The following is a 21,891-nucleotide window of genomic DNA, read 5'->3' on the forward strand; positions in this document are numbered from 1 at the left end:
GAAAAACAAACATGCCGCAAAACCACTTTTTATTGGACAGAATGCTTGACATTTCGACAAAATCCCGGTATGGTTGAAGCAAAGGAAAGGAGCGAACACCATGAAAAAGATCCTCTGCACAGCCCTTGCCGCCTGCATCCTGCTGGGCGGCGTGCTGGCCCTGCCCGCATTTGCCGAGACACCGGCTGCCATCCCCGCCGACCACGAGCCCCGGGTGCTCAACGAGCTGAGCGGCAACGCCGCCTTCATGCGCAACCTGAAGGCGATGCTGACCAAAACGGCCACCCCCTTCCGCGTCAAATCCGCCAAGACCAAGAGCCCGGCGGACGCCGTCGGTGCAGCCCCGGCCGAAGGTGCCGTGGCGACGCTGCAGCTCTGCACCTCCTTCCACCCTTCCGAAGCGCCGGTCAATGTGGACGGCCATGCGTTTTTCATCGTGACCAACGTTTCGGACGCCGACCTTGATGTGGGCGGCCTGCTGATCGCCCCGGGCACCGCCATGACCATCGGCAACCGCGCCAACCGCGACGAGCACGGCGGCCTGTGGTACAACCTGGAAGGCTTCTACAATTACTACATCGACGACTATTACCCGGATGTGCACAGCATGCAGGTGTCGCTGAGCCAGGAGCAGCTGGACGCCTTCAATGCGGCACTGCCCAACTGCGACAAGTGGTCCGGCGTGTACAACTGCGTGGCCTTCACCACCGCCATCTGGAACGCCGTGTGCGCGGACAGGCTGTGCCCGGTGCTGCCCACCCCCGAGGAGCTGACCCACAGCATGTCCGGCTACGAGGGCAAGGTGACCGAACACCCGGAGATCCCCTACGACTATGTGGTCTACTACGGCTACCCGGCCACCCGCAGCCAGGATTACCAGTAAGCAGCTTTCCGAAAATCCCCGGCAGAACGGCTTTTGTGCGGCCGTTCTGCTTTTTTCTTGTATACATCTCTTGTAATTTCGGCGGCGGCGGTGTATCATAAAGGCGATGTATCCAACCGTTTTATGCCGCAGTCACGGAGGAACCTATGACAGCAACCAAACCATCCCAGTTCAACAAACCGCCGCTGTTCACCCGCCAGCAGCTGGTGGCCCTGCTGCTGCCGCTCATCGCAGAGCAGGCTTTGAGCGTGTCCATCGGCCTGGCCGACACCCTGATGGTGTCGTCGGTGGGCGAAGCCGCCGTCTCGGGCGTGAGCCTGGTGGACAGCTTCAACACCCTGATGATCCAGATCATGAGCGCACTGGCCACCGGCGGCGCGGTGGTCACCAGCCAGTACATCGGCCGCGGGGAGCCCAAGGACGCCAAGCACGCTGCAGCGCAGATCTTGTTCATCCTGTCCAGCTTCAGCTGCCTTGTGGCGGCGGTGGTCATCGTGGGCCGCCACGCCATCCTGCGGGGCATCTTCGGCTCCATCGACGCGGACGTGATGCGCTACGCCGAGACCTACTTCCTGCTCTCGGCCCTGAGCTACCCCTTCATCGGCCTGTACAACGCCGGGGCCGCGCTGTTCCGCGCCCAGGGCAACAGCAAGGTGAGCATGATGTCCAGCCTTGTGATGAACGTGGTGAACATCGGCGGCAATGCGGTGCTGATCTACGGCTTCCGCATGGGGGTCATGGGCGCGGCACTGGCAAGCCTTGTGTCCCGCGCCATCGCCTGCTTTGCGGTGCTGTACCTGCTGCAGCGCCCCGCCTGCCCGCTGCGGGTGGATGGCTTGCAGGCGCTGGCCCCGCAGGGGCGGCTCATCCGGCAGATCTTACGGGTGGGCATCCCGGCCGGCATCGAGAACGGCATGTTCCAGATCGGCAAGCTGTCGGTGTCCAGCCTGACTTCCACCCTGGGCACCGCCGCCATCGCGGCCAATGCCGTGGCGAACACCACCACCACCTTTTTGAACATCCCGGCCAACGCCGTGGGCATGGCCGCCCTTACGGTCGTGGGCCAGTGCCTTGGCGCGGGCGAAAAGGACCAGGCCGTGTACTACTCCCGCCGCCTGATGCTGTTTGCCTACTGCGGTGCATGGTTCATGAACATCTCGGCCTTCCTGTTCGCCAACAAGTTCGCGCTGGGGCTGTTCAACCTCTCGCCGGAGGCCTACGCCATGGCGCTGGAAGTGATGGTGTGGTTCAACATCATCTCGCTGTTCATCTGGCCTTCCAGCTTTACCCTGCCCAACATCCTGCGCGCCGCCGGCGACGCCCGCTTCACCATGACCGTGAGCATCGTGTCCATGTGGGCCTTCCGGGTGGGCTTCTGCTACCTGTGCGTGCTGGCCTTCCACGGCGGGCTGCTCTCCATCTGGATGGGCATGTATCTGGACTGGGCCTTCCGCTCCCTGTGCTTCTTTGTCCGCTTCGTGCGCGGCAAGTGGCTGGAGCAGCATGTCATCTGAGCATCGTTGTTTTTCAAAGAGCCTGCCCTTGGGCAGGCTCTTTTTCTGCGCCTTGTGCAGGAAACCGGCCTTCTGGTTCGTATTACAGGCAGAAGCGGATTTCATCCCCCGGATTTTTACGCATTCCGCACAAATAATTCGCGTGAATTTTAACAATGTTGTCCGCTTTCGTTCTTGTTTTTGTCACACGCCGGGCGTATAATTTCTTATCGCTAAGAGTTTGCCCAACCGCAAAAAGGAGGCTTTTTCAATGAAACGCAATTGGTTTTCGCGCCATCCCATCGCTTTCATGGCGCTGTATTTACTGTTATATCTCTCTGCATTCAATTTTCTGAACACCCAGATCCACATGCCCCATGTGCTGGTGCACTGCCGCCTGGACGATCTGATCCCCTTCTGCAAATATGCCGTCATCCCCTACTTTGCATGGTTCCCGTGGATCCCCTTCACCCTGTTCTTCCTGCTGTGGAAGGCGCCCCGTGAAGACTTCTGGCGGCTGTGCCTGCCGCTGTTCGGCGGCATGACCCTGGCGCTGGCGTGCTACGTCATCCTGCCCACCGGGCTGAACCTGCGCCCGTACTATGTGCCGGGCAGCGACATCTTTGCCCGTGCGGTGCGCTTTTTGTACCGCACCGATACGCCCATCAATGTCTGCCCGTCCATCCACGTCTTCAACTCGGTGACGCTGCTGCTGGCCTACTACCGCAGCCGCCTCTTTGAGCGGCCCCGCCTGCGCTGGATGCGCCCGGCCGCTGCCGTGCTGTGCGGTTCCATCGTGTGCTCCACCGTGCTGCTCAAGCAGCACAGCTGCATCGACGTGGTGCTGGGCATCCTGCTGGCACTGGCACTGGACGCCGCCTTCACGGCCGCTTCCGAGTACAGCGAACTGCTGCAGACCCGCCGCGTATGACCCTCTCCGTCAAGATCTTCGATTTTGTCCGCTCTCCCTTTGGGAGAGCTTTTTTGTTTCAAAACGCACGGCTGTTTTCCTTAACCGCCGTTTCGTGAAAAAGAGCTCCAGAAAAATCCACGGATTTTTCTGGAGCTCAAATCATCAAAAACACTTCCGCTGAATATGGCCAAATGGAACGCGGCGGCCATCAAAACAATCCCTCCGGCAGGCAGACATCCTCTTTTGGCACCTTTGCCCAGGAAAACTCCGGGATGAGGCTTTCCGGCGTGCGTGGCGCAGGCTCCGGCTGCAAGCCGTAGGCATAGGCCAGCTTGCCCACGATCTCCTCGGCGGTGTACTTTGCCCGCAGGTTTTCCAGGCTCTGGTCGCCGTCGCGCTTCGACAGCCGCCGCCCGTCCGCAGCCAGCAGCAGCGGACAGTGGGCAAACTGCGGTGCCTGCAGGCCCAGCAGACGGTACAGGTAGAGCTGCCGTGCCGTGGAGGACAGCAGGTCCGACCCGCGCACCACCTCGGTGACACCCATGCGGGCGTCGTCCACCACCACCGCCAGCTGATAGGCAAACACACCATCGGCGCGGCGCAGGTAGAAGTCGCCGCAGTCCTGCAGAAGATTCTCGGTGTGTTTGCCCATGCAGCCGTCCGTGAAGGTGATATCTTCATCCGGCACCATCAGGCGGTAGGCCGGGGCCTTCTTTTTGCGCTTTTCGGCGATCTCGGCAGGCGTCAGGCCCCGGCAGGTGCCCGGATAGATGACGTTGCCGTCCGAGGTGTGGGGTGCACTGGCCGCGTGCAGCTGTGCGCGGGAGCAGAAGCACGGGTACACAAGGCCCATGGCATCCAGTTTCTGGTAGCTTGCGGTGTAGATCTCCGCGCACTCGCTCTGATAATAGGGGCCATGCGGGCCGCCGGTGCTGCCGCCTTCATCCCAGCCAAGGCCCAGCCAGTCGAGGTCCTGCTCCAACAAATCGGCATAGATGCGCGGGCAGCGTTCGGCGTCGAGGTCCTCGATGCGCAGCACGATGCGCCCGCCCCGGCTTTTGGCGCTGAGCCACGCCAGCAGGCTGCAGGCCAGGTTGCCCAGGTGCAGCCGCCCGCTGGGGCTGGGCGCGAAGCGCCCGGTGACGGTTTCGTTTTTATTTGTCATGGGAAGGGTTTCGTTTTGCATGGTGATCCTTTCAGCCGCCGGACGATTTGAAATGCCCTCCGTTTCACTCTGGGCATCTTCAGCGGAAATGTTATTTTTATTTTGAGAATTTGAAAAATCTGCGGATTTTTCAAATTCTCTTTTTCACGGGAAGGGGTCGTGACGGCAAACGGCAGCTGCAGCCGCTGGCTCCCTGCGGGGAGCTTCCGCCGCAGCGGCTGAGGGGCCTTGAAATGGCGGAACACAAAAAAGCATTAAGCGAAGCGGCTATCTTTTTTGTATGGAGCCCATCCTCTTTGGGGTTGAAAAGGGCGAGCAGCCCCTTTCTCGTGGGTCCAGCGCGTCGAAATCGCCGTGCCCTTGCCGCGCTAAACACGCGGCATTTGCTTCGCAAACCGGTCTGCGGCTTAAAAGCCCCACTGGGGCTTTCATGCCTTCCGGGCACCGCCGTCCTTTCTGGTTCTCTTTTGGTGCCAAAAGAGAACATCCTCTCAGCAAACCACTCTCCCCAGCTGCTCCTCCACCGCCTGCCGGACCTGCGCGGCCTGCAGGCCGTAGACCAGCTGCACCTCGCAGCCGTTCAGCACCACGCCGCTACAGGGCAGCTCATGCAGAGCCTGCGCGTCCACAAAGGCCGCTTCCTGCACCGTGATGCGCAGGCGGGTGAAGCAGTTGTCCACCGTGCGGATGTTCCCCCGCCCGCCGAGGGCGGCAATGAGCTTTTCAAGGTCTGCTGCAGTCAGCGGCGCTTCCGGCCGGGCGGGCTCCTCCGGGCGGCGTCCCGGGGTGGGCAGGTCCAGCCAGCGGATGAGGGCCGTAAACACCACGAAATAGACCGCGATTTCCGCAAGGCCCAGCAGGTACAGCACCGGGTAGTTCGTCCGGGCCGTGCCGGCCGAAAGGTTCATCAGCAGCGAACCCAACAGGTTCGAAGTGAAGGCCGTAACGTGGCACAGGTGCAGCAGCACGATGAAGATGCCCGAGATGACCGCATGGGCCAGCCAGAGCACCGGTGTCGAGAAGCAGAACAGGAAATCCAGCGGTTCGGTGATGGACGCCAGCGACGCCGTGAAGGCCAGCGGCAGCAGCTGGGCAGCGGTCTTTTTGCGGTTTTCCCGCCGGGCGCAGAAGATGAACGCCGCCGTGATGCCAAAGTAGCCGAAGGTCTTGGTGAAGCCGGTGTACATCCAGACGATGCCCTCCGAGAAGGGCAGGCCGAGGTTATATTCAGTCATCATGACCACATAGGCCCCGACGTAGGTGACGCCGTCCGCCGCCAGCTGCCCGCCCAATCGTGAGAACTGGAACGGCATGTACACCAAGTGGTGCAATCCCGTGGGGATGAGCAGCCGTTCCAGAAAGCCGTAGAGGAACAGCCCCACATTGCCGGAGGACGCGATGAAGCCGGTAAGCGCCGTGGTACCCTGCTGCACCGGCGGCCAGACGAAGCAGGCCGCAAAGCCCAGGGCTGCTGCCAGTGCCGCCGCACAGGTGAAGGACCAGCGCGTGCCGGAAAAGATGCCGGGCAGGATGCCTTTGTGGGTGACATCGCAGGTGCGGTTGAAGATGCCGCCCACCGCAAGGCCCAGCAAAATGCCGCCGAACACGCCGGTGTCCACGGTCTGGATGCCCAGCACGGTGGTCTGGCCCGAACTGTACAGGCCGGTGAGGGCGTCCGGCTTGGCCAGCTGCCCCAGCGCGGTCAGGGTGACGTTGCCCGCCGTGAGGTAGATCAGATAGCACATCAGCGCGATGAGCCCGGCCTGGTGCTTTTCCTGCTTAGCCAGCGCCGCCGCAATGCCGACGCAGAACAGCACGCTGAGGTTCGAGATGACCGCCGTCAGGCATTTGTAGATGAGCTGGCCCAGCAGCTGCACCAGCGGCCAGCGGAGAAACGGCAGCACTCCGGCCAGCGGCGTACTGGTGAGCAGGGCACCCGCCACCAGCAGCAGCCCCGCCGCCGAAAGATAGGAAAGCGGGGCCAGCATCGCCTTGGAAAAGCGCTCCAGCGCCTGAGTGAGCCTGTTTTTCATACGCTGCGTCTCTCCTTCCCGGTCTCTCCGGCTTTTCCGGCCCGTGCGGCAGACGGGGGACCTATCTGTAGTCAACCGCCAACCGCGAAAAATGTCAAGGCCGCAAACTGCACAAAAAGCGCTTTCTTCTTTCGGCAAAGCCGCTGCTGCGGGTTGAAATTCGTCCCTCCCGCGCTGATTGACAACCGCCGGTGCAGAACGTATACTTAGGGTGTATCGTTTTGAGACGCTGCCGCCGCTTTCCGGCCGCAGTTCTTCAAGGAGGACACCGCTATGAAATTGAAATATACACGCATCCTTTCGCTGGTGCTGTGCGCGGCCATTGCCTGCAGCGCCCTCGTCGGCTGCGGCAGCTCTGCCGCCAGCTCCGGCTCAGAGCCTTCCAGTTCGGCCACTGCGTCCAGCAGCGCGGCGGCTTCCGGCGAGGCTTTGCCGGACTCCACCGTGCAGGCCAACACGTCCGGCCTGAACCCCGGCGACTTTGACGAAAACTCCATCTTCTCCATCACCGGCACATCCGCTGCCTTTGCGCCCTGCCTGGGCTGGGGGCCGGGCGTGTCCGGCTGCTCGCTGAAATCGGTCATCGCGGCGGCTTCCCTGCTGCAGTGGGCCGAGGAAGCACGGCTTTCCTCCCGCACGCCGGAAGCCATCCAGGACGCCTTCTATGAATGGTACGATGGCCTGGACGCCGACGAGCAGGAGAGCTTTGCCGAGGCCTGGACCATGATCGAGCCGGACGCGCTGGCCCTGCTGAGCGATAAAGAGAGCATGAGCGGCCGCATTGAGGACGCCGGCCTGGATGCCAGCACCCTGCCCGGCTGCACCCTGAAAAACTGGCAGGCCCTGCAGAGCGTGCTGGACGACTGCGTACCCGAAGCCAACGGCGAAGCATAATTCGTTTTGCCAAGCAAAAGGCGCTGACCGACTGGTCAGCGCCTTTTTTGTTTTACACCTTTTTCAGCACATACTGCCGGGTGCCCATGCCGATCTTTTCGGCCTGCTCCAGCGTGGCCTTCCACTCGATGTTGGGGTTGGAATCCTTGAAGTTGTCGTGGTGGCAGTTCCAGCCGGGCTTTGCAAGGTTCTGGCCCAGCTGGCTGTTCGGCAGCGGCTGTGCATTCAGGCAGGCATCGGCGCAGGCCTGATCCAGCGCCACCGGATCAAAGGATGCAAAGATGCCGATATCCGGCAGGATGGGAGCATCGTTCTCGCAGTGGCAGTCGCAGTTGGGGCTGATGTCCTGCACCAGAGAAATATGGAAGCAGGGACGACCGGCGCACACGGCAGCCGCATACTCGGCCATCTTGCGGTCCAGCAGCTCATTGGCACACTCGTTGGGAGAATAGATGGCGTCAAAGCTGCACGCACCGATGCAGCGGCCGCAGCCCTTGCACTTGGTCTGGTCAATGACGGCCTTGTTGTTTGCATCATAGGTGATGGCATCGGAGCCGCACTCCTTCGCGCAGCGGTGGCAGCCACGGCACAGGCTCTGCTGCACCTCCGGGTGTCCGGCGGCGTGCTGTATCATCTTGCCTGCGCGGGAGCCGCAGCCCATGCCGATGTTCTTGAGAGTACCGCCGAAGCCGGTGGATTCGTGGCCCTTGAAATGGGTCAGGCTGATAAAGATATCCGCATCCATGATGGCGCGGCCGATCTTTGCCGTCTTGCAGTATTCGCCGTTCGGCACCGGCACCTCTGCCTCATCGGTGCCGCGCAGACCGTCCGCAATGATGACCTGACAGCCGGTGGTCATGGGCCAGAAGCCGTTCAGCTGGGCACAGGTGAGGTGCTCCAGTGCGTTCTTGCGGCTGCCCGGATACAGGGTGTTGCAGTCGGTCAGGAACGGCAGACCGCCCTGCTCCTTGCACAGGTCAGCCACCACCTTGGCGTAGTTGGGGCGCAGGAATGCCAGATTGCCCAGCTCACCAAAGTGCATCTTGATGGCAACGAATTTGCCATCCATATCAATATCCTTGATCCCGGCGGCGATGCACACGCGGCGCAGCTTGTCCAGCAGGCTGGTGCCCACGGGACAGCGGAAATCTGTATAATAGACCTTGGATGCTTCCATAGCAGTTTCCTCCATTTTGTTGCGCGGCACGCTGCCGCATACTCTCTTTTTCCAGTATAGCACAACTTTTTCCAAAGAAAAAGAGCAGCGTAAAAGCGGCGGGTATCGTTTTTTGCCGTTTGCCTTTACGGCCTTTTCCCGTGAAAAACAACTCCGAAACGACCGCAGTCGTTTCGGAGTTGCAAACTATAAAAATACTAGAGCAAAGCGGCAAGCATTTAAAATCAGACGATCGCGGTAACTGCCGCCACCGCCAGCACGATGATGCCCAGCACGATGCGGTAGGCACCGAAGAACTTGAAGTCGTGGCGCTTGACGTAATCCATCAGGAAGCGGATGACCGCAAGGCTCACGCCGAAGGCCACCACGCAGCCCACCACCAGCACGGCGATCTCGGTGCCGGTCATGACCGAACCGCCCAGTACGAACTTGACCACCTTGAGCAGCGAAGCACCCGCCATGACCGGGATGGCCAGATAGAAGGTGAACTCGGCCACGCAGGCACGGGACAGGCCCAGCAGCAGGCCGCCCACGATGGTTGCACCAGAACGGGAAGTGCCGGGGATGATGGCCAGACACTGCCACAGGCCGATGATGAAGGCATCGCGGTAGGTGATCTGGTCAAGGCGCGTCACCTTGGGCGCGGCGCGGCGGTTCTCCACCACAAAGAACAGCACACCATAGAGGATGAGCATGGCGGCCACGGTGATGTAATTATAAAAATGGTCTTCCATCCAGTTGTCCAGCGGGCTGATGATCAGCACCGGGATGGTGGCGGCCACCACCTTGAACCACAGGTTCCAGACGCTGGGCTTGGAGATGACCCGGCCCTGCTTCAGGCCAAAGGGCCACAGCTTGCCCCAGAACAGCACCACCACGGCCATGATGGCACCCAGCTGGATGACCACGCGGAACATGGACATGAACTCCTCGCTGGCGTGGAACTTGACCACCTGCTCCAGCAAAATCATATGGCCGGTGGAAGAAATGGGCAGCCATTCGGTGATGCCCTCCACGATGCCCATCAGGATCGCTTTGATGATCTCAAAAAACGTAAGTACCCCTCCCATCGCGCAGTGCGCGTGATCACATGTTTTTTCCAGTATACCATACTATGCGGCGGTTCGCACGCAGAATGCGAAAATTTTGCGGCGGAAAGCTTTCTGCCCCGCAGGCTGTAACTGGGCCGTGAAATGTGTTATACTGATGGCAAAGACCCTTCACCCCTTATTTTACGCGAAACGTAAAACAGAGTTTAAACCCGGTTTATCATTTTTTACAATGAGGTGAGCTTTCATGAACATTCTGGTTATCGGCTGCGATCAGGTCGGCGCATCCCTCATCCGCGATCTGGAGCACATCGGCCACGACATCTCGCTGGTGGAAAAGGACCCCGAGCAGCTCAAGCGGCTGGACGCCTTCGACGATTACTGCTTCGGCGGAACCGCCCTGGTGGGCGACCCCACCGACCCCGACGTGCTGCGCCGGGCCGGCGTGGAGAACTGCGACGCCGTGGCCGCCGTGAGCGAGGACGACTCGGTGAACCTGATGGCGGCGCAGATCGCCCGCAGTATCTTCCGGAAGGAAAAGGTCATCTGCCGGGTCTCCGACCCGCACCTGCAGGTGCTGTACCACAAAGCCTATGAGATCGAGACCATCTGCCCCACCGTGCTCACCGAGCAGTCGGTGTTCCGTGCGCTGGCAAAGTGAAAACAGGGCAGTTTTTCCATTCCACTCTGTAGAATGAGGTAATGATATGAAAGTTTGTATTGCAGGCGGCGGCAAAGTGGGCATGTATCTGGCCCAGAGCCTTCTGGCCCACCGCCACAAGGTGACCATCATCGAGCCGCAGGAGATGCTCTGCCGCTCGCTGGCGGACTCGCTGGACATCCCGGTGATCTGCGGCGACGCCGTCAGCTTTGACACCATGCGCACCGCCGACGTGGCCAGCTGCGACGCTTTTGTGGCCGTGACCGGTGCGGACGAAGACAACCTCGTGGCCTGTCAGATCGCCAAGCGGGAATTCGGCGTGGACCGCACCGTGGCCCGGGCCTCCAACCCCAAGAACCGCGAGCTGCTGCACACCCTCGGCGTGGACACCGTGGTGTGCGGCACCGACAACCTGAGCCACATCCTCGAGCGGGAGATCGAGACGGATACCATCCGTCAGCTGCTCTCGCTGGGCGGCGGCACCGCCAGCCTGAACGAGATCCTGCTGCCCGAGAACTTCCAGTTTGCCGGGCAGGCCGTGAAGGACATCCCCATGCCGGGCGACGCCATTCTGGTGTGCATCACCCGCGATGCGGAGTTCATCATCCCCCACGGCAACACCACCCTGCTGCCCTGGGACCGCATCCTCTGCCTGACCCAGGACGACACCCTGCATCTGCTGATGGATGCATGGGGCCTTTCGGGCAAATGACCGAGCGGGAACTGCTGCGCACCGCGCTGGTCATCCCGCCCCGGGGCCGGGCCGTGCTCTGCGTTTGGGCCGGGGTGCCAGGCCTTGTCTGCGCGCCCTTCGTGTTCTGGCAGAGCATCGCCGCCGGGTGCGTGTTTTGCGCGGTGTGGACGGCGCTGGTGTTTGAAGTGTGGGTGCGCAGCTGCAGCTTTGCGGCATGGCTCACCCCCAAGGACCTCGTGATGCAGGCCGGTGTTGCCGTCCCCGCGGCGCGTCAGCTGCCCCGGCAGGCCGTCACCGGCCTGTTTGCGCTGCGCACCCCGCTGCTGTGGCTGGCGGGCTGCAGCGTGCTGGTGGTGCGCTGCCCGGGCGCACAGCTCATCCTGCCCGGCGTCCCGGCCCCGCAGGCACAGGCGCTGGCCGCCGCCCTGACGGAGGATGCACCATGACCACCGCCGAACGGGGCTTTCACCCCTTTGCCGTGCTGCATGTTCTGCGCAAGACCATCCTGCTGTACCTCATCCCGCTGGTGCAGGTGCTGTTCGAACGCAACTGGGAAGCCCTGTGGACCGCCCTTGTGCAGGACGCAGTGCTGTTCACCGTACTGGCACTGGTGAGCGCCGCCGCGCTCCACGCCAGCCGCTGGCAGGTGGATGCACAGGGCAATTTGACCATCCGCTGGCGGCTGGGTGTGCGGCTGGACCGCAGCCTGCGGGCCGGCCAGCTGGCAGCGCTGACCATTGAGCGGCCGCTGCTCTACCGGCTGGCCAATGCCAGCAAGGTGGTGCTGTACCCCGCCGGGCAGAAGCGCAGCCTGACCCTGATGCTGACCCGGAAGGACGCCCAGTGGCTGGCCGACCGGATGATGCCGGTGGAGGACGCGGTGGCCCACACGCCCCACGGCGGCGAAAAGCTGGCCTTTGCGGTGCTGGGTGCCAACAGCCTTTCCACGCTGGCGCTGCTGGTGCTGGCCCTGCGCCAGAGTGAACCTTATGCGCCGGACGCCCAGACTGCCGCCTTCGCCCACCTGAACCGGCTGGCAGCATGGGCTGCGCGCTGGCTGCCCATGGGCACGGCCTGGCTGCTGGTGCTGGGCGGAGTGCTGTTCTGCGCCAGTCTGGCCCGCAGCGCCGCGCAGGCGGCCCACTACACCGTGTGGCGCACCGACACCCAGCTGGGCAGCCGGGGCGGCCTTGTGCGCCGGTACGAGCTGCGCATCCGGCTCCGGCATCTGAGCTTTGCCGATGTGCGCCGCTCCCCGGCCACCTGGGCGCTGCACTACAGCCCCGTATACGTCACGGCCAGCCGCTGCCAGCCGGAAGTGCCGCTGCTGGTCTGGCGGGAGGACGGGCCGTTTTTGCAGGAGCTTTTGCCTGGCTTTGCCCTGCCGCCGGATGAGCCGGTGAATGCTCATAACCGCAGCAAGCTGTTCTTTCTGCCGGCGGGCATCCCCTGCGGGCTGTTTTTACTGCTGACGGCAGTGTCCCGCTACACCCTGCCCGGGCTCACCGTGCCGCTGCTGGTGCTGACCGGCATTGCCGGCGTGTTCCTGCTGGGCGCATGGGCGGGCTACCGCCGCGAGGGCGTGTGGCAGAAGGACGGGCGCATCCTTCTGCGCATCCAGCACGGCTTCCATCTGCACAACATCTGTGTCTTCTGCCCGACGCCCGCCCTGACGGCCCTGCAGTCGCCCTGGGCGGTGGCGGTGCGCCGCACGAACCTGACCCTCACCTTCCCGGGCGGCATCCGTCGGAAGGTGCGCAGCGTACGGTGCGAGGACATCTCATTTATGGATCTTTAAGGAGTCTTTTTCTGTGATCAAAACCATCTTATTCGATCTGGACGGCACCCTGCTGAACACCATCGACGACCTTGCCGATGCGGGAAACTGGGTGTGTGAACAGCACGGCTGGCCCACCTTTACGGTGGAGCAGTTCAAGCACATGGTGGGCAACGGCATCCCGAAGCTGGTGGAACGCTTTTCCCCGGAAAATGCGCGTACCCCGGAACAGCTGGCGGCGACGCTGGCCGAGTTCACGGCCCGGTACGACGCCCACAAAGAGGACAAAACCGCCCCCTACCCGGGCATCCCGGAGCTGCTGGACCAGCTGCAAGCGGCGGGCATCCAGTGCGCCGTGTTCTCCAACAAGGCGGACCCGCTGTGCGGGAAGATCATCGCGCATTACTTTGGCACCGGACGCTTCGCCGCCGTGCGCGGCAGCCGCCCGGGTGTACCCACCAAGCCGGACCCGGCCGGGCTGTATGCGCTGATGGACGAGATCGGTGCTGACCGCTCTGCCACCCTTTTTGTGGGCGACAGCGACGTGGACATCCTCACCGGGCACAACGCCCGCCTGCCCGCCATGGGGGCCCTGTGGGGCTTCCGGGGCCGCGCAGAGCTGACCGCCGCCGGGGCCGACGCCCTGGCCGCTGTGCCGGAGGATATTTTTATGTATATCAAAAACAACTGAAGACACAAAAAGGGAGCTGTCCCGAAGGACAGCTCCCTTTTGTGTTCTTTGGTGTTCTCCCGGCTTAGCCCAGAGTGACTTCCTGGATCTTGGAGGATGCGAACTCGAAAGGCCAGACGGTCTTCCACTCCTGATCCTGCACCTGTGCGATAGCAACAGAAGCGTAGGTGTTGTCGCGGTAGTGCTTCACGCCGCCGATCTCGTACTCGGGGGTGAACTCGATCTTGGAGTACGGCAGGACGATCTTGCGGCCGCCCTCGAATGCGCCGTCGATGGACAGGCCTGCCAGAGCATCGCGGATCGCTGCGCCGTCGGTGGAGCCAGCCTTCTCGATGGCAGCCTTGAACAGCCACACAACGGTGTAGGACTCAGCAGAGTGGCCGTTCATGTTGACGTTGTAGACCTTCTTGAAGTCCTCGTTGATCTCGACACCGTTGGTCAGGTCGGGGTTGAACTCGACAACAGAAGCCACGCCGTTTGCGGATGCGCCCAGGTTCGGGATGAAGGAAGGATCGGTGAAGCCGTTTGCCTTTGCAACGATCATCTTGGGCTTGTAGTTCTGCTCCTTCAGGGTCTGGACGAACAGGGTTGCGTCGCCGATGTAGGAGTCGCACAGGATGGCGTCGGGGTCAGCCTGCTTCAGAGCCAGCACCTGAGAGGACAGGTCGGTGGCGTTGGAGCTGTAGTCCACTTCAGCCACAACGTCCAGACCGTAGTCGGGTGCAAACAGGTTGACGCAGCGGATCAGCTCCTGACCGATAGCTGCCTTATCGGTGAAGATGGCGACCTTCTTGATCTCGTTGCCGGTCTGCTCCTTGGAGTCCTGCAGATACTTCAGCATATCTTCGACGTACACGGAGTTCAGCAGGCACAGACGGAAGAAATAGTCGTAGTCCTTGTGGTCCTCGTCGGTCAGACGGTCCAGGGTGGAGATAGCGGTGGTAGGTTTTGACTGCTTTTCTGGTATCCACCTTATCGCCTCCTCAGAATCATGACCTGACGCACGACCAGAATGATGATGAAGGTGACGAACACGATCATATCACTGTAGGACGGGCTGATGAACAGCGCGCTCATCTGCTCCAGCAGGCCAAGGAAAATGCCGGCGAAGAATGCGCCGGGGATCGAACCCAGACCGAACATGAGCACTGCGACGATGGGAAGCGCTACGTAGGGGTCCACACCAAAGTAGGTATACAGAACATAGGTGATGTACATGCCCACCATCAGCATTTCGCCGTGGCAGAAGTTGACAATGTTCATAACGCCAAAGATGATGTTCTGTCCCATACCCATCAGGGAGTAGAAACCGCCCAGCAGGATACCGTTGACCAGTGCTTGCAAAAATACTTCCATTGACATCCTCCCGTTCTAAGCAGCAGCTGTATCGGGAGAAAGCCTGTTGCCGCTTCTTCCGCAGAAAAGACCGGCGTTACCGTCCCCAAGGAATTAAAAAAAAAAAACCTGTCTGGAAGGTTCCAGACAGGTGAAAAAATAAATATAAGAAGATTCCCGTACGGGTCAAATTAAAAAACGCCTTTGTGCAAAAGCACAAAGGCATTTTTATGACCCGTACGGGAATCGAACCCATGTTACAGCCGTGAAAGGGCCGTGTCTTAACCGCTTGACCAACGGGCCTTAGAAATACAGAGCTTCGCTAAAACCTCCGACTTTCATCGTCCACTACTGCGGACGACCGTCCCCCATAACCTTAGCGAAACTCTGTAAAAGTGGTAGCGGTAACTGGATTTGAACCGGTGACACTTCGGGTATGAACCGAATGCTCTAGCCAACTGAGCTATACCGCCACATATTATTGCCGCACTTGAACGGTGCTTTATTATTATACCCACAGATACCCCTTTTGTCAACACATATTTTTAAAAAATTCGCATTTTTTCAGCTCGGCCAAAATACAAACGCATCTACGAAAAAATCCCGCTCTCTGCGCACACAGAAAGCGGGATTTTCAACCAGTTATTCAGCCTTTGTGGAAAAGTCGGGCGTCTCTCAGCCCTTCTTGTGGGTGGGCACCATGACCTTCAGGCCGCCCATATACGGCTGCAGCACTTCGGGGATGGTGACGGTGCCGTCGGCCTGCAGATGGTTCTCCAGGAAGGCGATCAGCATACGCGGAGGTGCCACGCAGGTGTTGTTCAGAGTGTGAGCCAGATAGGTCTTGCCGTCCTTGCCCTTCACGCGGATGTGCAGGCGGCGTGCCTGTGCATCGCCCAGATTGGAGCAGGAGCAGACCTCGAAGTACTTCTGCTGGCGGGGGCTCCAGGCCTCAATATCGCAGCTCTTGACCTTCAGGTCGGCCAGGTCGCCGGAGCAGCAGTTCAGCTGGCGCACGGGGATCTCCATGCTGCGGAACAGCTCGACGGAGTTCTTCCACAGCTTCTCGTACCAGTCGGCGCTCTCCTCGGGGCGGCAGACCACGATCATCTCCTGCTTCTCGAACTGGTGGATGCGGTAGATGCCGCGCTCCTCGATGCCGTGGGCACCCTTCTCCTTGCGGAAGCAGGGGCTGTAGGAGGTCAGGGTCAGAGGCAGGGTGGCCTCGTCCAGAGTCTGGTCGATAAAGCGGCCGATCATGGTGTGCTCACTGGTGCCGATCAGGTACAGGTCTTCCCCCTCGATCTTATACATCATGGCGTCCATCTCGGGGAAGGACATAACGCCCTTCACCACATCGCCGTGCATCATGAAGGGCGGGATCACGTAGGTGAAGCCCTTGTTGATCATAAAGTCGCGGGCGTAGGCCAGCACTGCTTCGTGCAGGCGGGCGATGTTGCCCAGCAAGTAGTAGAAGCCGTTGCCGGCCACGCGGCCTGCAGCGTCCATGTCGATGCCGTCAAAGCTCTCCATGATCTCGGTGTGGTACGGGATGGGGAAATCGGGCACGACCGGCTCGCCGAAGCGCTGTGCTTCCACGTTATAGGTATCGTCCGGACCGATGGGCACGCTGGGGTCGATCATCTGGGGGATGGTGTACATGATCTCCTGAATGCGGGCAGCCAGAGCTTCTTCTTCCTTCTCCAGCTCGGCCATCTTGTCGGCGTCGGCCTTGACGGCGGCGTTGTTGGCGTCGATCTGGGCCTGCAGCTCTGCCTTCTTGGCCTCGTCGTCGCACTTCTTCAGCTGGCCGAACAGCGGGCCGTTGGCCTTGCTCAGCTTGTTGCGTGCAGCCTTGAGGGACTCCACTTCTTTCAGGCATGCGCGGTACTTGGCATCCTTCTCGATGACCTCGTCCACCAGCGGGAGCTTCGCATCCTGAAATTTCTTCTTGATGTTTTCCTTGACAGCGTCCGGGTTTTCACGGACAAATTTGATATCAAGCATGATTGACTCTCCTTGCTCTATTTCGGTTCGCACAGAGAAGCGGTCTCCCCTGTGCCGTTCAAAGGCGGTCGCCCGCCTTGGATCGCGTGATTTTGGCTTCCCCTACGGGGGAAGTTGTCACCGAAGGTGACTGATGAGGGGAAGTCCCCTCAAGAAGCATTTTACTGTTCCAGCTGATACTGCCCCAGCAGGTTGGCGAAGGCCCGCAGCTGTTCATCCGAGTAGAAGTGGACGGTCAGCTTGCCTTTGCCGCCGTGGTAGGCCACGTTCACTTCGCTGCCCAGCGCCTGCTTGAGGCTTTCTTCCACCTCCACCGGCAGGGTGCCGCGGGGCTCGGGCTCTTTGGGCTCCTTTGCGGGCTTTGCCAGCTTCTTGCACAGGGCTTCGGCCTGCCGGACGTTCAGCTGGTTGTCCGCAATGATCTGCGCGGCCTGCTCCTGCAGCTCCGGCGTGGGCAGACCCAGGATCACCTTGGCATGGCCGATGTTGATAAAACCACTTTTTAGCAGTTCCAGCACGTTTTCCGGCAGATTGAGCAGGCGCAGGCTGTTGGCCAGTGCGCTGCGGCTCTTGCCCAGCTTTTGTGCTGCCTGCTCCTGGGTCAGGCCGCAGCGGGTCATCAGCTCCCGGATGCCGGCGGCTTCTTCCACCGGGTCCAGATCTTCGCGCTGCAGGTTCTCCACCAATGCCAGCTCCATGGCCTGCTCGTCGGTGACATCCTTCACCACCACGGGCACTTCGTTCAGGCCCGCCATGCGGCAGGCACGCCACCGGCGCTCGCCGGCCACGATGCTGTAGCCGCCCCGGGGCTGGGGCCGCACCGCGATGGGCTGCAGCAGGCCGTGCTCGGCGATGCTGGCCGCCAGCTCGCCCAGCGCCTGCTGGTCGAAGGTCTTGCGCGGCTGGTCCGGGTCCGGTTCGATCTCGCGCAGGGGCAGGGTCTCCACCTTTGCGTCGGACTCGAAGATGGGCGAAGCATCTTCAAACAGACTTTCCAGCCCCCGCCCGAGTCCTCCTTTTCCTCTTGCCATTTCTGTTCCCCCTGTGCTTTAGTCTTCCAGAGCATTTTTCGCCAGCTCTGCGGCGGGCGCACTGCGGCCACGGGTCTTTTTCGGCTCGTGGGGACGATTGCGCTTGACGAACTCGATCGCCAGATCCATGTACGCTTCGCTGCCCTTGCCCTTCGGCTCATAGAAGTTGATGGGCTGGCCGTAGCTGGGCGCTTCCGAGATGCGGATGGAGCGCGGGATGGTGGTCTGGTACACCTTGTTCCCGAAGTATTTCTGCACCTGTTCCACCACCTGAATGGTCAGGTTGTAGCGCAGCGAGAACATGGTGAACACCACGCCCTCGATGTCGAGATAGGGGTTATACTTCTTGCGGATGGTCTTCAGAGTGCTGATGAGCTCCGAAAGACCTTCCAGCGCGTAATACTCGCACTGCACCGGGATGAGCACACTGTCGCAGGCGGTCAGGCCGTTCAGGGTGAGCAGGTCCAGGCTGGGCGGGCAGTCGATGAAGATGAAGTCATAATCCTTCTGCACCTCGGCCAGTGCCTTGCGCAGACGGCCTTCGCGGCTGGGCAGGTCGATCATTTCCAGGCTGGCACCGGCCAGACGGGTGTTGGAGCCGATGACATCGGTGCGGTACTCGGTGTGCCGGATGGCCTGCGCCGCCGACGCCCGGCCGATGAGCACCTCGTAGGTGCCGTACTCCACACTGCGCTTCGGGATGCCGTAACCGGTGGTGGTGTTGCCCTGCGGGTCCAGATCGACGATCAGCACTTTTTTGCCCAGTGCCGCCACGCAGGACGAAAGGTTGACGGCGGTGGTGGTCTTACCAACGCCGCCTTTCTGGTTTGCAACTGCTATGATTTTTGCCACGCACGTTTCTTCCTTCCGGGAAAAAGAGTTGTTCCACATGGAACATTCGCAGTCATGCCCGCCGTTTTCCCTGCCGGACGGGCACCTCATTTGTTAGTATAGCACATCCAGAATCTTTTTTGAACCGCTTTCAAGCGTTTTTGTGCGGGTTTTTCGGGGTTTTGTGATTTTAAAACCACAAAAACCGGATTTAAAATGCCCTCCGCTTCGCTCCGGGCAATATTTAGCGGAAAAATTATTTTTATTTTGCGTCTGTCGCGGCCTGCGGGAGAACGAGCCCTCTCAGGCGCTTCGCGCCAGCTCTCCCGAAGGGAGAGCCAAGACCGTGGAGGGAACGCTTCTTGCCTCTCCCTTTGAAAGACTTCCCCCGGTCGGGGGAAGATGTCGCGCAGCGACAAAAAGGGGACAAGGTGTCACCGAAGGTGACGGAGAGGGCGCACCCGCTCCCCTGCGGGGAGCTGCCGCCGCAGCGGCTGAGGGGCCTATCAATCGGAGAAGCGAGAAAAAAGTGCAACGGCGACGACCGCCGCCAGTGGCGGATACAGGGAGGAGCTGTTGGGGCAGCGGTCAGCAGGACACGAGTGCCGCTCAAGGCACGAAGTGGACGCTGGGCACCGCAACCCATCTGAGCGAAGCGGCTAGCATTTTTCCGCTTCGACTTCTGCTTTGGGATTATTAAGGGCGCGCAGCCCTTAATTCGTTGTGGGGTGGGTGGAGTCCAGAGGAAGGGAGGGGGGAGTCGAAACACCCCTCCCTGCCTCTGGCCCAGCGGAGCGTCCCAGAGGCGCTGCCTTTTGTAAAAGCCATAAAACTTGAAACGCTCGCCCGCGCTCTGCCCGGGAAGCATTCTATCGTCCCCTGTTCCACATGGAACAATTACCGCTCGGCCGCAGCGGTGGGGATGCGCACCGTATATTCAATGTACCCGTCCTTCTCCTCCCGGTGGGCGGTGGCGGGCACGCCGTTGTCGGTCATCAGGCGGATGGCGTGGTCAATGGTGTTCACAAAGATGCGCACATCCTTCACCATGGAGATGCGGTGCCCGCCCTTGCCGGTGCTGTTCAGCAGCTGCTCGATGTACAGGTCGGTCTGGCGGGCGTTCATGCGGCGCTTGGCAATGTTGATGAGGGCCTCGCTGCGGCGGTTCTCCGGCAGACGCAGCACCGCCCGGGCGTGGCGCTCGGTGAGATTGTTGTCCAGCACGAACTGCCGCTGGTCGGCGTTCAGCTGCAAAAGCCGCAGCTTGTTGGCAAAGGTGGGCTGTGCCATGCCCAGCCGCTTGGCTGCTTCGGCCTGGGTGCAGTCCCACAGCACCATCACGTCCTTCAGCCCCTGCGCCTGCTCGAAGGGGTTCAGGTCGGCACGCTGGAGGTTCTCCAAAAGCCCCAGCGCGGCGGTCTGCTCGTCGGCGTAGGTGCAGAGGATGGCCGGGATGGTGGTCATCTTGGCCAAACGGCAGGCCCGCAGCCGCCGCTCCCCTGCCACCAACTCGTAGCCGCCGTCCGACATCTTTCGCACCGAGATGGGCTGTAACAGACCGTTCTCCCGGATGCTCACGGCCAGCGCGGCCAGCTCCTGCTCGTCGAACTCTTTCCGGGCCTGAAACGGCGAGGGCCGGATCTGGTCGATGGGCAGGGAATAAATTTTGCCTGCCTGTTTTCTGCGTTCAAACATGGATACACTCCCCTTTCACACAATGCATGGGTTTTGTTTTCCACATTTTCCCGGGAAAGTGTGGAAAATCTCGCGTTCTGGGCCCAGTGTACCACACAACAAAAGACCCTGCCAGACAATTCGTTCGGCAGGGTCTTGCAAATTCTTCGCGTTGCGTCGTTATTTCAGCGGGCTTTTTGCGATTTTTCCGCCGTTTCTGGGGTAGGCTGTCGGAGTCTGCGAAATCTTTTTGCACAGGATCAGGGTGCGGGTGTCGCCGCCCGGCAGGTGCAGGGTGCGGGTCTCTTTGTACTCGCCGCCCAGCTTTTTGATGGCACCGCGGGCTGCGGCAAGTTCTTCCTCACCGGAAGCGCCCTTCATGGCGAGGAAATTGCCGCCCACCTTCACCAGCGGCAGGCAGTATTCGGCCAGCATGGGCAGGGCCGCCACGGCGCGGGCCGACGCCAGATCGAACTGCTCACGCCACCCTTTGCGGGCAGCTTCTTCGGCGCGCTCCTTGGCGAACTCTACGCCGGTCAGGCCCAGCTGGGCGCAGGCGTACTTCAAAAACTCCACCCGTTTGCCGGTGGGCTCCATGAGGGTGAGCTGCAGCTCAGGCTTGAAAATTTTGGTCACAATGCCCGGGAAGCCCGCGCCCGCGCCCACGTCCACCATGCGGCCCGCCACTTCGGGCTGGCTGGCAAAGAGCAGGCTGTCGAGGAAGTGCTTGTCCTCAATGCCCTCGGGGTCGGTGATGGCGGTCAGGTTGACCTTCTGGTTGTAGTCCACCAGAATTTCCGCAAAGGCGTCCAGCTGATCCAGCTGGGTGCCGGTGAGGGCGATGTTCCATGTGGAACATTTTTCCGCAAGGCGCTGTTTATCGATCATACGCAGTTTTTCCTTTCTGTTATTCGCCGGTCAGATGCACGAAGATGGGTGCGTGGTGCACGGCAGGCAGAAATTTTTCCAGCACATCGGCCGTGCGCAGCTTGAGCGACGAAGTGTTGATGCAGGGGTGGCAGCCGAGGTACTCCCCTGCTTTCACGTCCTCATCCATCAGCAGCTGCACCTTGTTTTCGGTGTCGTTGGCAAGTCCCATGATGGAGGAGGAGCCGGGCGTGCAGTCCAGATACTGCTCCATGTCCTCGGGCGATGCGAAGCTCAGGCGGGCGATGCCCAGCTGGTGGGAAAGCTCTTTGGTCTTGAAGGGCTTGTCGCCGGGCATCATGAGCAGATAGAAGCTCGTCTTCTGCCGGTTGCACAGGAACAGATTTTTGCAGACTGTGGCGTTCAGGCAGGCGTCGATGATGTGGCAGTCTTCCATGGTATCGGCCTTCATCCAGCCGTGGTCGGTGCGCCAGAATTGGATGCCCAGCTTGTCCAGCAGGTCGTAGGTGCGGACCTCTTTTTCCAGCCGCCCGGTGCAGTCGGCGGGACGGCCCTCGTATAATTGAAGTTCTTCCATAGGTTGCAGCTTCTTTCTAAGTTTGACGATTTAGAATGCCCTCCGTTTCACTCTGGGCATTTTCAGCGGAAATATTATTTTTATATTCGCGTTTGTCGCGGCCTCGACGCTTGTCAGG

General features: G+C 60.9%; 21 protein-coding genes and 2 tRNA genes. 9 read left to right on the plus strand and 14 right to left on the minus strand.

Annotated features, from left to right (window positions below):
* Positions 1-100 precede the first annotated feature (100 nt).
* From CGS49_RS03315 to CGS49_RS03325, 3 genes are all read left to right on the plus strand, one after another.
* On the plus strand, positions 101-883 hold the full coding sequence (locus tag CGS49_RS03315; protein ID WP_097800501.1) for a hypothetical protein: 783 nt from the start codon (positions 101-103) through the stop codon (positions 881-883).
* Between the two features lie 146 nt (positions 884-1,029).
* On the plus strand, positions 1,030-2,397 hold the full coding sequence (locus tag CGS49_RS03320) for an MATE family efflux transporter (RefSeq protein WP_097800502.1): 1,368 nt from the start codon (positions 1,030-1,032) through the stop codon (positions 2,395-2,397).
* A gap of 250 nt (positions 2,398-2,647) precedes the next feature.
* Positions 2,648-3,307, plus strand: a complete 660-nt coding sequence (locus tag CGS49_RS03325; protein ID WP_097800503.1) for a phosphatase PAP2 family protein — start codon at positions 2,648-2,650, stop codon at positions 3,305-3,307.
* Between the two features lie 190 nt (positions 3,308-3,497).
* On the opposite strand, the gene gluQRS is transcribed toward CGS49_RS03325, so the two are convergent.
* Positions 3,498-4,454 carry a tRNA glutamyl-Q(34) synthetase GluQRS gene (gene gluQRS, locus CGS49_RS03330; RefSeq protein WP_097800553.1) on the minus strand — a complete coding sequence of 319 codons (957 nt, stop codon included), beginning with the start codon at positions 4,452-4,454 and terminating at the stop codon, positions 3,498-3,500.
* Between the two features lie 491 nt (positions 4,455-4,945).
* Positions 4,946-6,487 carry a PTS transporter subunit EIIC gene (locus tag CGS49_RS03340; RefSeq protein ID WP_097800505.1) on the minus strand — a complete coding sequence of 514 codons (1,542 nt, stop codon included), beginning with the start codon at positions 6,485-6,487 and terminating at the stop codon, positions 4,946-4,948.
* A gap of 273 nt (positions 6,488-6,760) precedes the next feature.
* Between CGS49_RS03340 and CGS49_RS14405 the strand changes: the two genes are divergently transcribed.
* Positions 6,761-7,381: a hypothetical protein gene (locus CGS49_RS14405; protein ID WP_242975346.1), complete on the plus strand. Its 621-nt coding sequence runs from the start codon at positions 6,761-6,763 to the stop codon at positions 7,379-7,381.
* A 52-nt stretch (positions 7,382-7,433) separates the two neighbouring features.
* Here the strand turns inward: CGS49_RS14405 and CGS49_RS03350 are convergent, their stop codons facing one another.
* On the minus strand, positions 7,434-8,558 hold the full coding sequence (locus tag CGS49_RS03350) for a DUF362 domain-containing protein (protein ID WP_097800506.1): 1,125 nt from the start codon (positions 8,556-8,558) through the stop codon (positions 7,434-7,436).
* A gap of 224 nt (positions 8,559-8,782) precedes the next feature.
* Entirely contained in the window at positions 8,783-9,628 is an 846-nt protein-coding gene (locus tag CGS49_RS03355; RefSeq protein ID WP_097800507.1) for an undecaprenyl-diphosphate phosphatase, read from the minus strand.
* A gap of 226 nt (positions 9,629-9,854) precedes the next feature.
* On the opposite strand from CGS49_RS03355, the gene CGS49_RS03360 reads away from it, so the two are divergent.
* The 5 genes from CGS49_RS03360 to CGS49_RS03380 are packed head-to-tail and all read left to right on the plus strand — an operon-like array spanning position 9,855 to position 13,430.
* Positions 9,855-10,268, plus strand: coding sequence for a potassium channel family protein (locus CGS49_RS03360; protein ID WP_097800508.1), 414 nt, complete (start codon positions 9,855-9,857; stop codon positions 10,266-10,268).
* A 46-nt stretch (positions 10,269-10,314) separates the two neighbouring features.
* The gene (locus CGS49_RS03365; protein WP_097800509.1) at positions 10,315-10,980 is read left to right on the plus strand and encodes a potassium channel family protein; all 666 of its coding nucleotides are present in this window, start codon (positions 10,315-10,317) and stop codon (positions 10,978-10,980) included.
* The gene (locus CGS49_RS03370; protein ID WP_097800510.1) at positions 10,977-11,408 is read left to right on the plus strand and encodes a hypothetical protein; all 432 of its coding nucleotides are present in this window, start codon (positions 10,977-10,979) and stop codon (positions 11,406-11,408) included. Before CGS49_RS03365 ends, CGS49_RS03370 begins: the two co-directional genes overlap by 4 nt.
* The gene (locus CGS49_RS03375) at positions 11,405-12,760 is read left to right on the plus strand and encodes a YdbT family protein (RefSeq protein WP_097800511.1); all 1,356 of its coding nucleotides are present in this window, start codon (positions 11,405-11,407) and stop codon (positions 12,758-12,760) included. The genes CGS49_RS03370 and CGS49_RS03375 overlap by 4 nt, the downstream gene beginning before the upstream one ends.
* A gap of 13 nt (positions 12,761-12,773) precedes the next feature.
* Positions 12,774-13,430, plus strand: coding sequence for an HAD family hydrolase (locus CGS49_RS03380; RefSeq protein WP_097800512.1), 657 nt, complete (start codon positions 12,774-12,776; stop codon positions 13,428-13,430).
* A gap of 64 nt (positions 13,431-13,494) precedes the next feature.
* Here the strand turns inward: CGS49_RS03380 and CGS49_RS03385 are convergent, their stop codons facing one another.
* From CGS49_RS03385 to CGS49_RS03430, 10 genes are all read right to left on the minus strand, one after another.
* Positions 13,495-14,406 (minus strand): ABC transporter substrate-binding protein, encoded by a 912-nt coding sequence (locus CGS49_RS03385; protein ID WP_343215853.1) that lies wholly within the window; start codon positions 14,404-14,406, stop codon positions 13,495-13,497.
* Positions 14,403-14,786, minus strand: coding sequence for an ABC transporter permease subunit (locus CGS49_RS03390; RefSeq protein WP_097800513.1), 384 nt, complete (start codon positions 14,784-14,786; stop codon positions 14,403-14,405). Before CGS49_RS03390 ends, CGS49_RS03385 begins: the two co-directional genes overlap by 4 nt.
* Positions 14,787-14,996: 210 nt before the next feature.
* Positions 14,997-15,068: transfer RNA gene (locus CGS49_RS03395), tRNA-Glu, on the minus strand.
* Positions 15,069-15,161: 93 nt separating this feature from the next.
* Positions 15,162-15,238, minus strand: a tRNA-Met gene (locus tag CGS49_RS03400).
* 202 nt (positions 15,239-15,440) lie between these two features.
* Positions 15,441-16,772 (minus strand): serine--tRNA ligase, encoded by a 1,332-nt coding sequence (gene serS, locus CGS49_RS03405; protein WP_097800514.1) that lies wholly within the window; start codon positions 16,770-16,772, stop codon positions 15,441-15,443.
* Between the two features lie 161 nt (positions 16,773-16,933).
* Positions 16,934-17,803: a ParB/RepB/Spo0J family partition protein gene (locus CGS49_RS03410; RefSeq protein WP_097800515.1), complete on the minus strand. Its 870-nt coding sequence runs from the start codon at positions 17,801-17,803 to the stop codon at positions 16,934-16,936.
* Positions 17,804-17,821: 18 nt separating this feature from the next.
* Positions 17,822-18,655, minus strand: coding sequence for a ParA family protein (locus tag CGS49_RS03415; protein WP_097800516.1), 834 nt, complete (start codon positions 18,653-18,655; stop codon positions 17,822-17,824).
* An 876-nt stretch (positions 18,656-19,531) separates the two neighbouring features.
* Entirely contained in the window at positions 19,532-20,329 is a 798-nt protein-coding gene (locus CGS49_RS03420) for a ParB/RepB/Spo0J family partition protein (RefSeq protein ID WP_097800517.1), read from the minus strand.
* A gap of 159 nt (positions 20,330-20,488) precedes the next feature.
* A complete protein-coding gene (gene rsmG / locus CGS49_RS03425; RefSeq protein WP_097800518.1) occupies positions 20,489-21,196 on the minus strand; it encodes a 16S rRNA (guanine(527)-N(7))-methyltransferase RsmG in 708 nt (235 codons plus the stop codon).
* A gap of 19 nt (positions 21,197-21,215) precedes the next feature.
* Positions 21,216-21,773, minus strand: a complete 558-nt coding sequence (locus tag CGS49_RS03430) for a prolyl-tRNA synthetase associated domain-containing protein (protein ID WP_097800519.1) — start codon at positions 21,771-21,773, stop codon at positions 21,216-21,218.
* Between the last annotated feature and the right edge of the window lie 118 nt (positions 21,774-21,891).

It is taken from the genome of Faecalibacterium langellae (assembly GCF_002549775.1).
GTDB lineage: Bacteria > Bacillota > Clostridia > Oscillospirales > Ruminococcaceae > Faecalibacterium > Faecalibacterium langellae.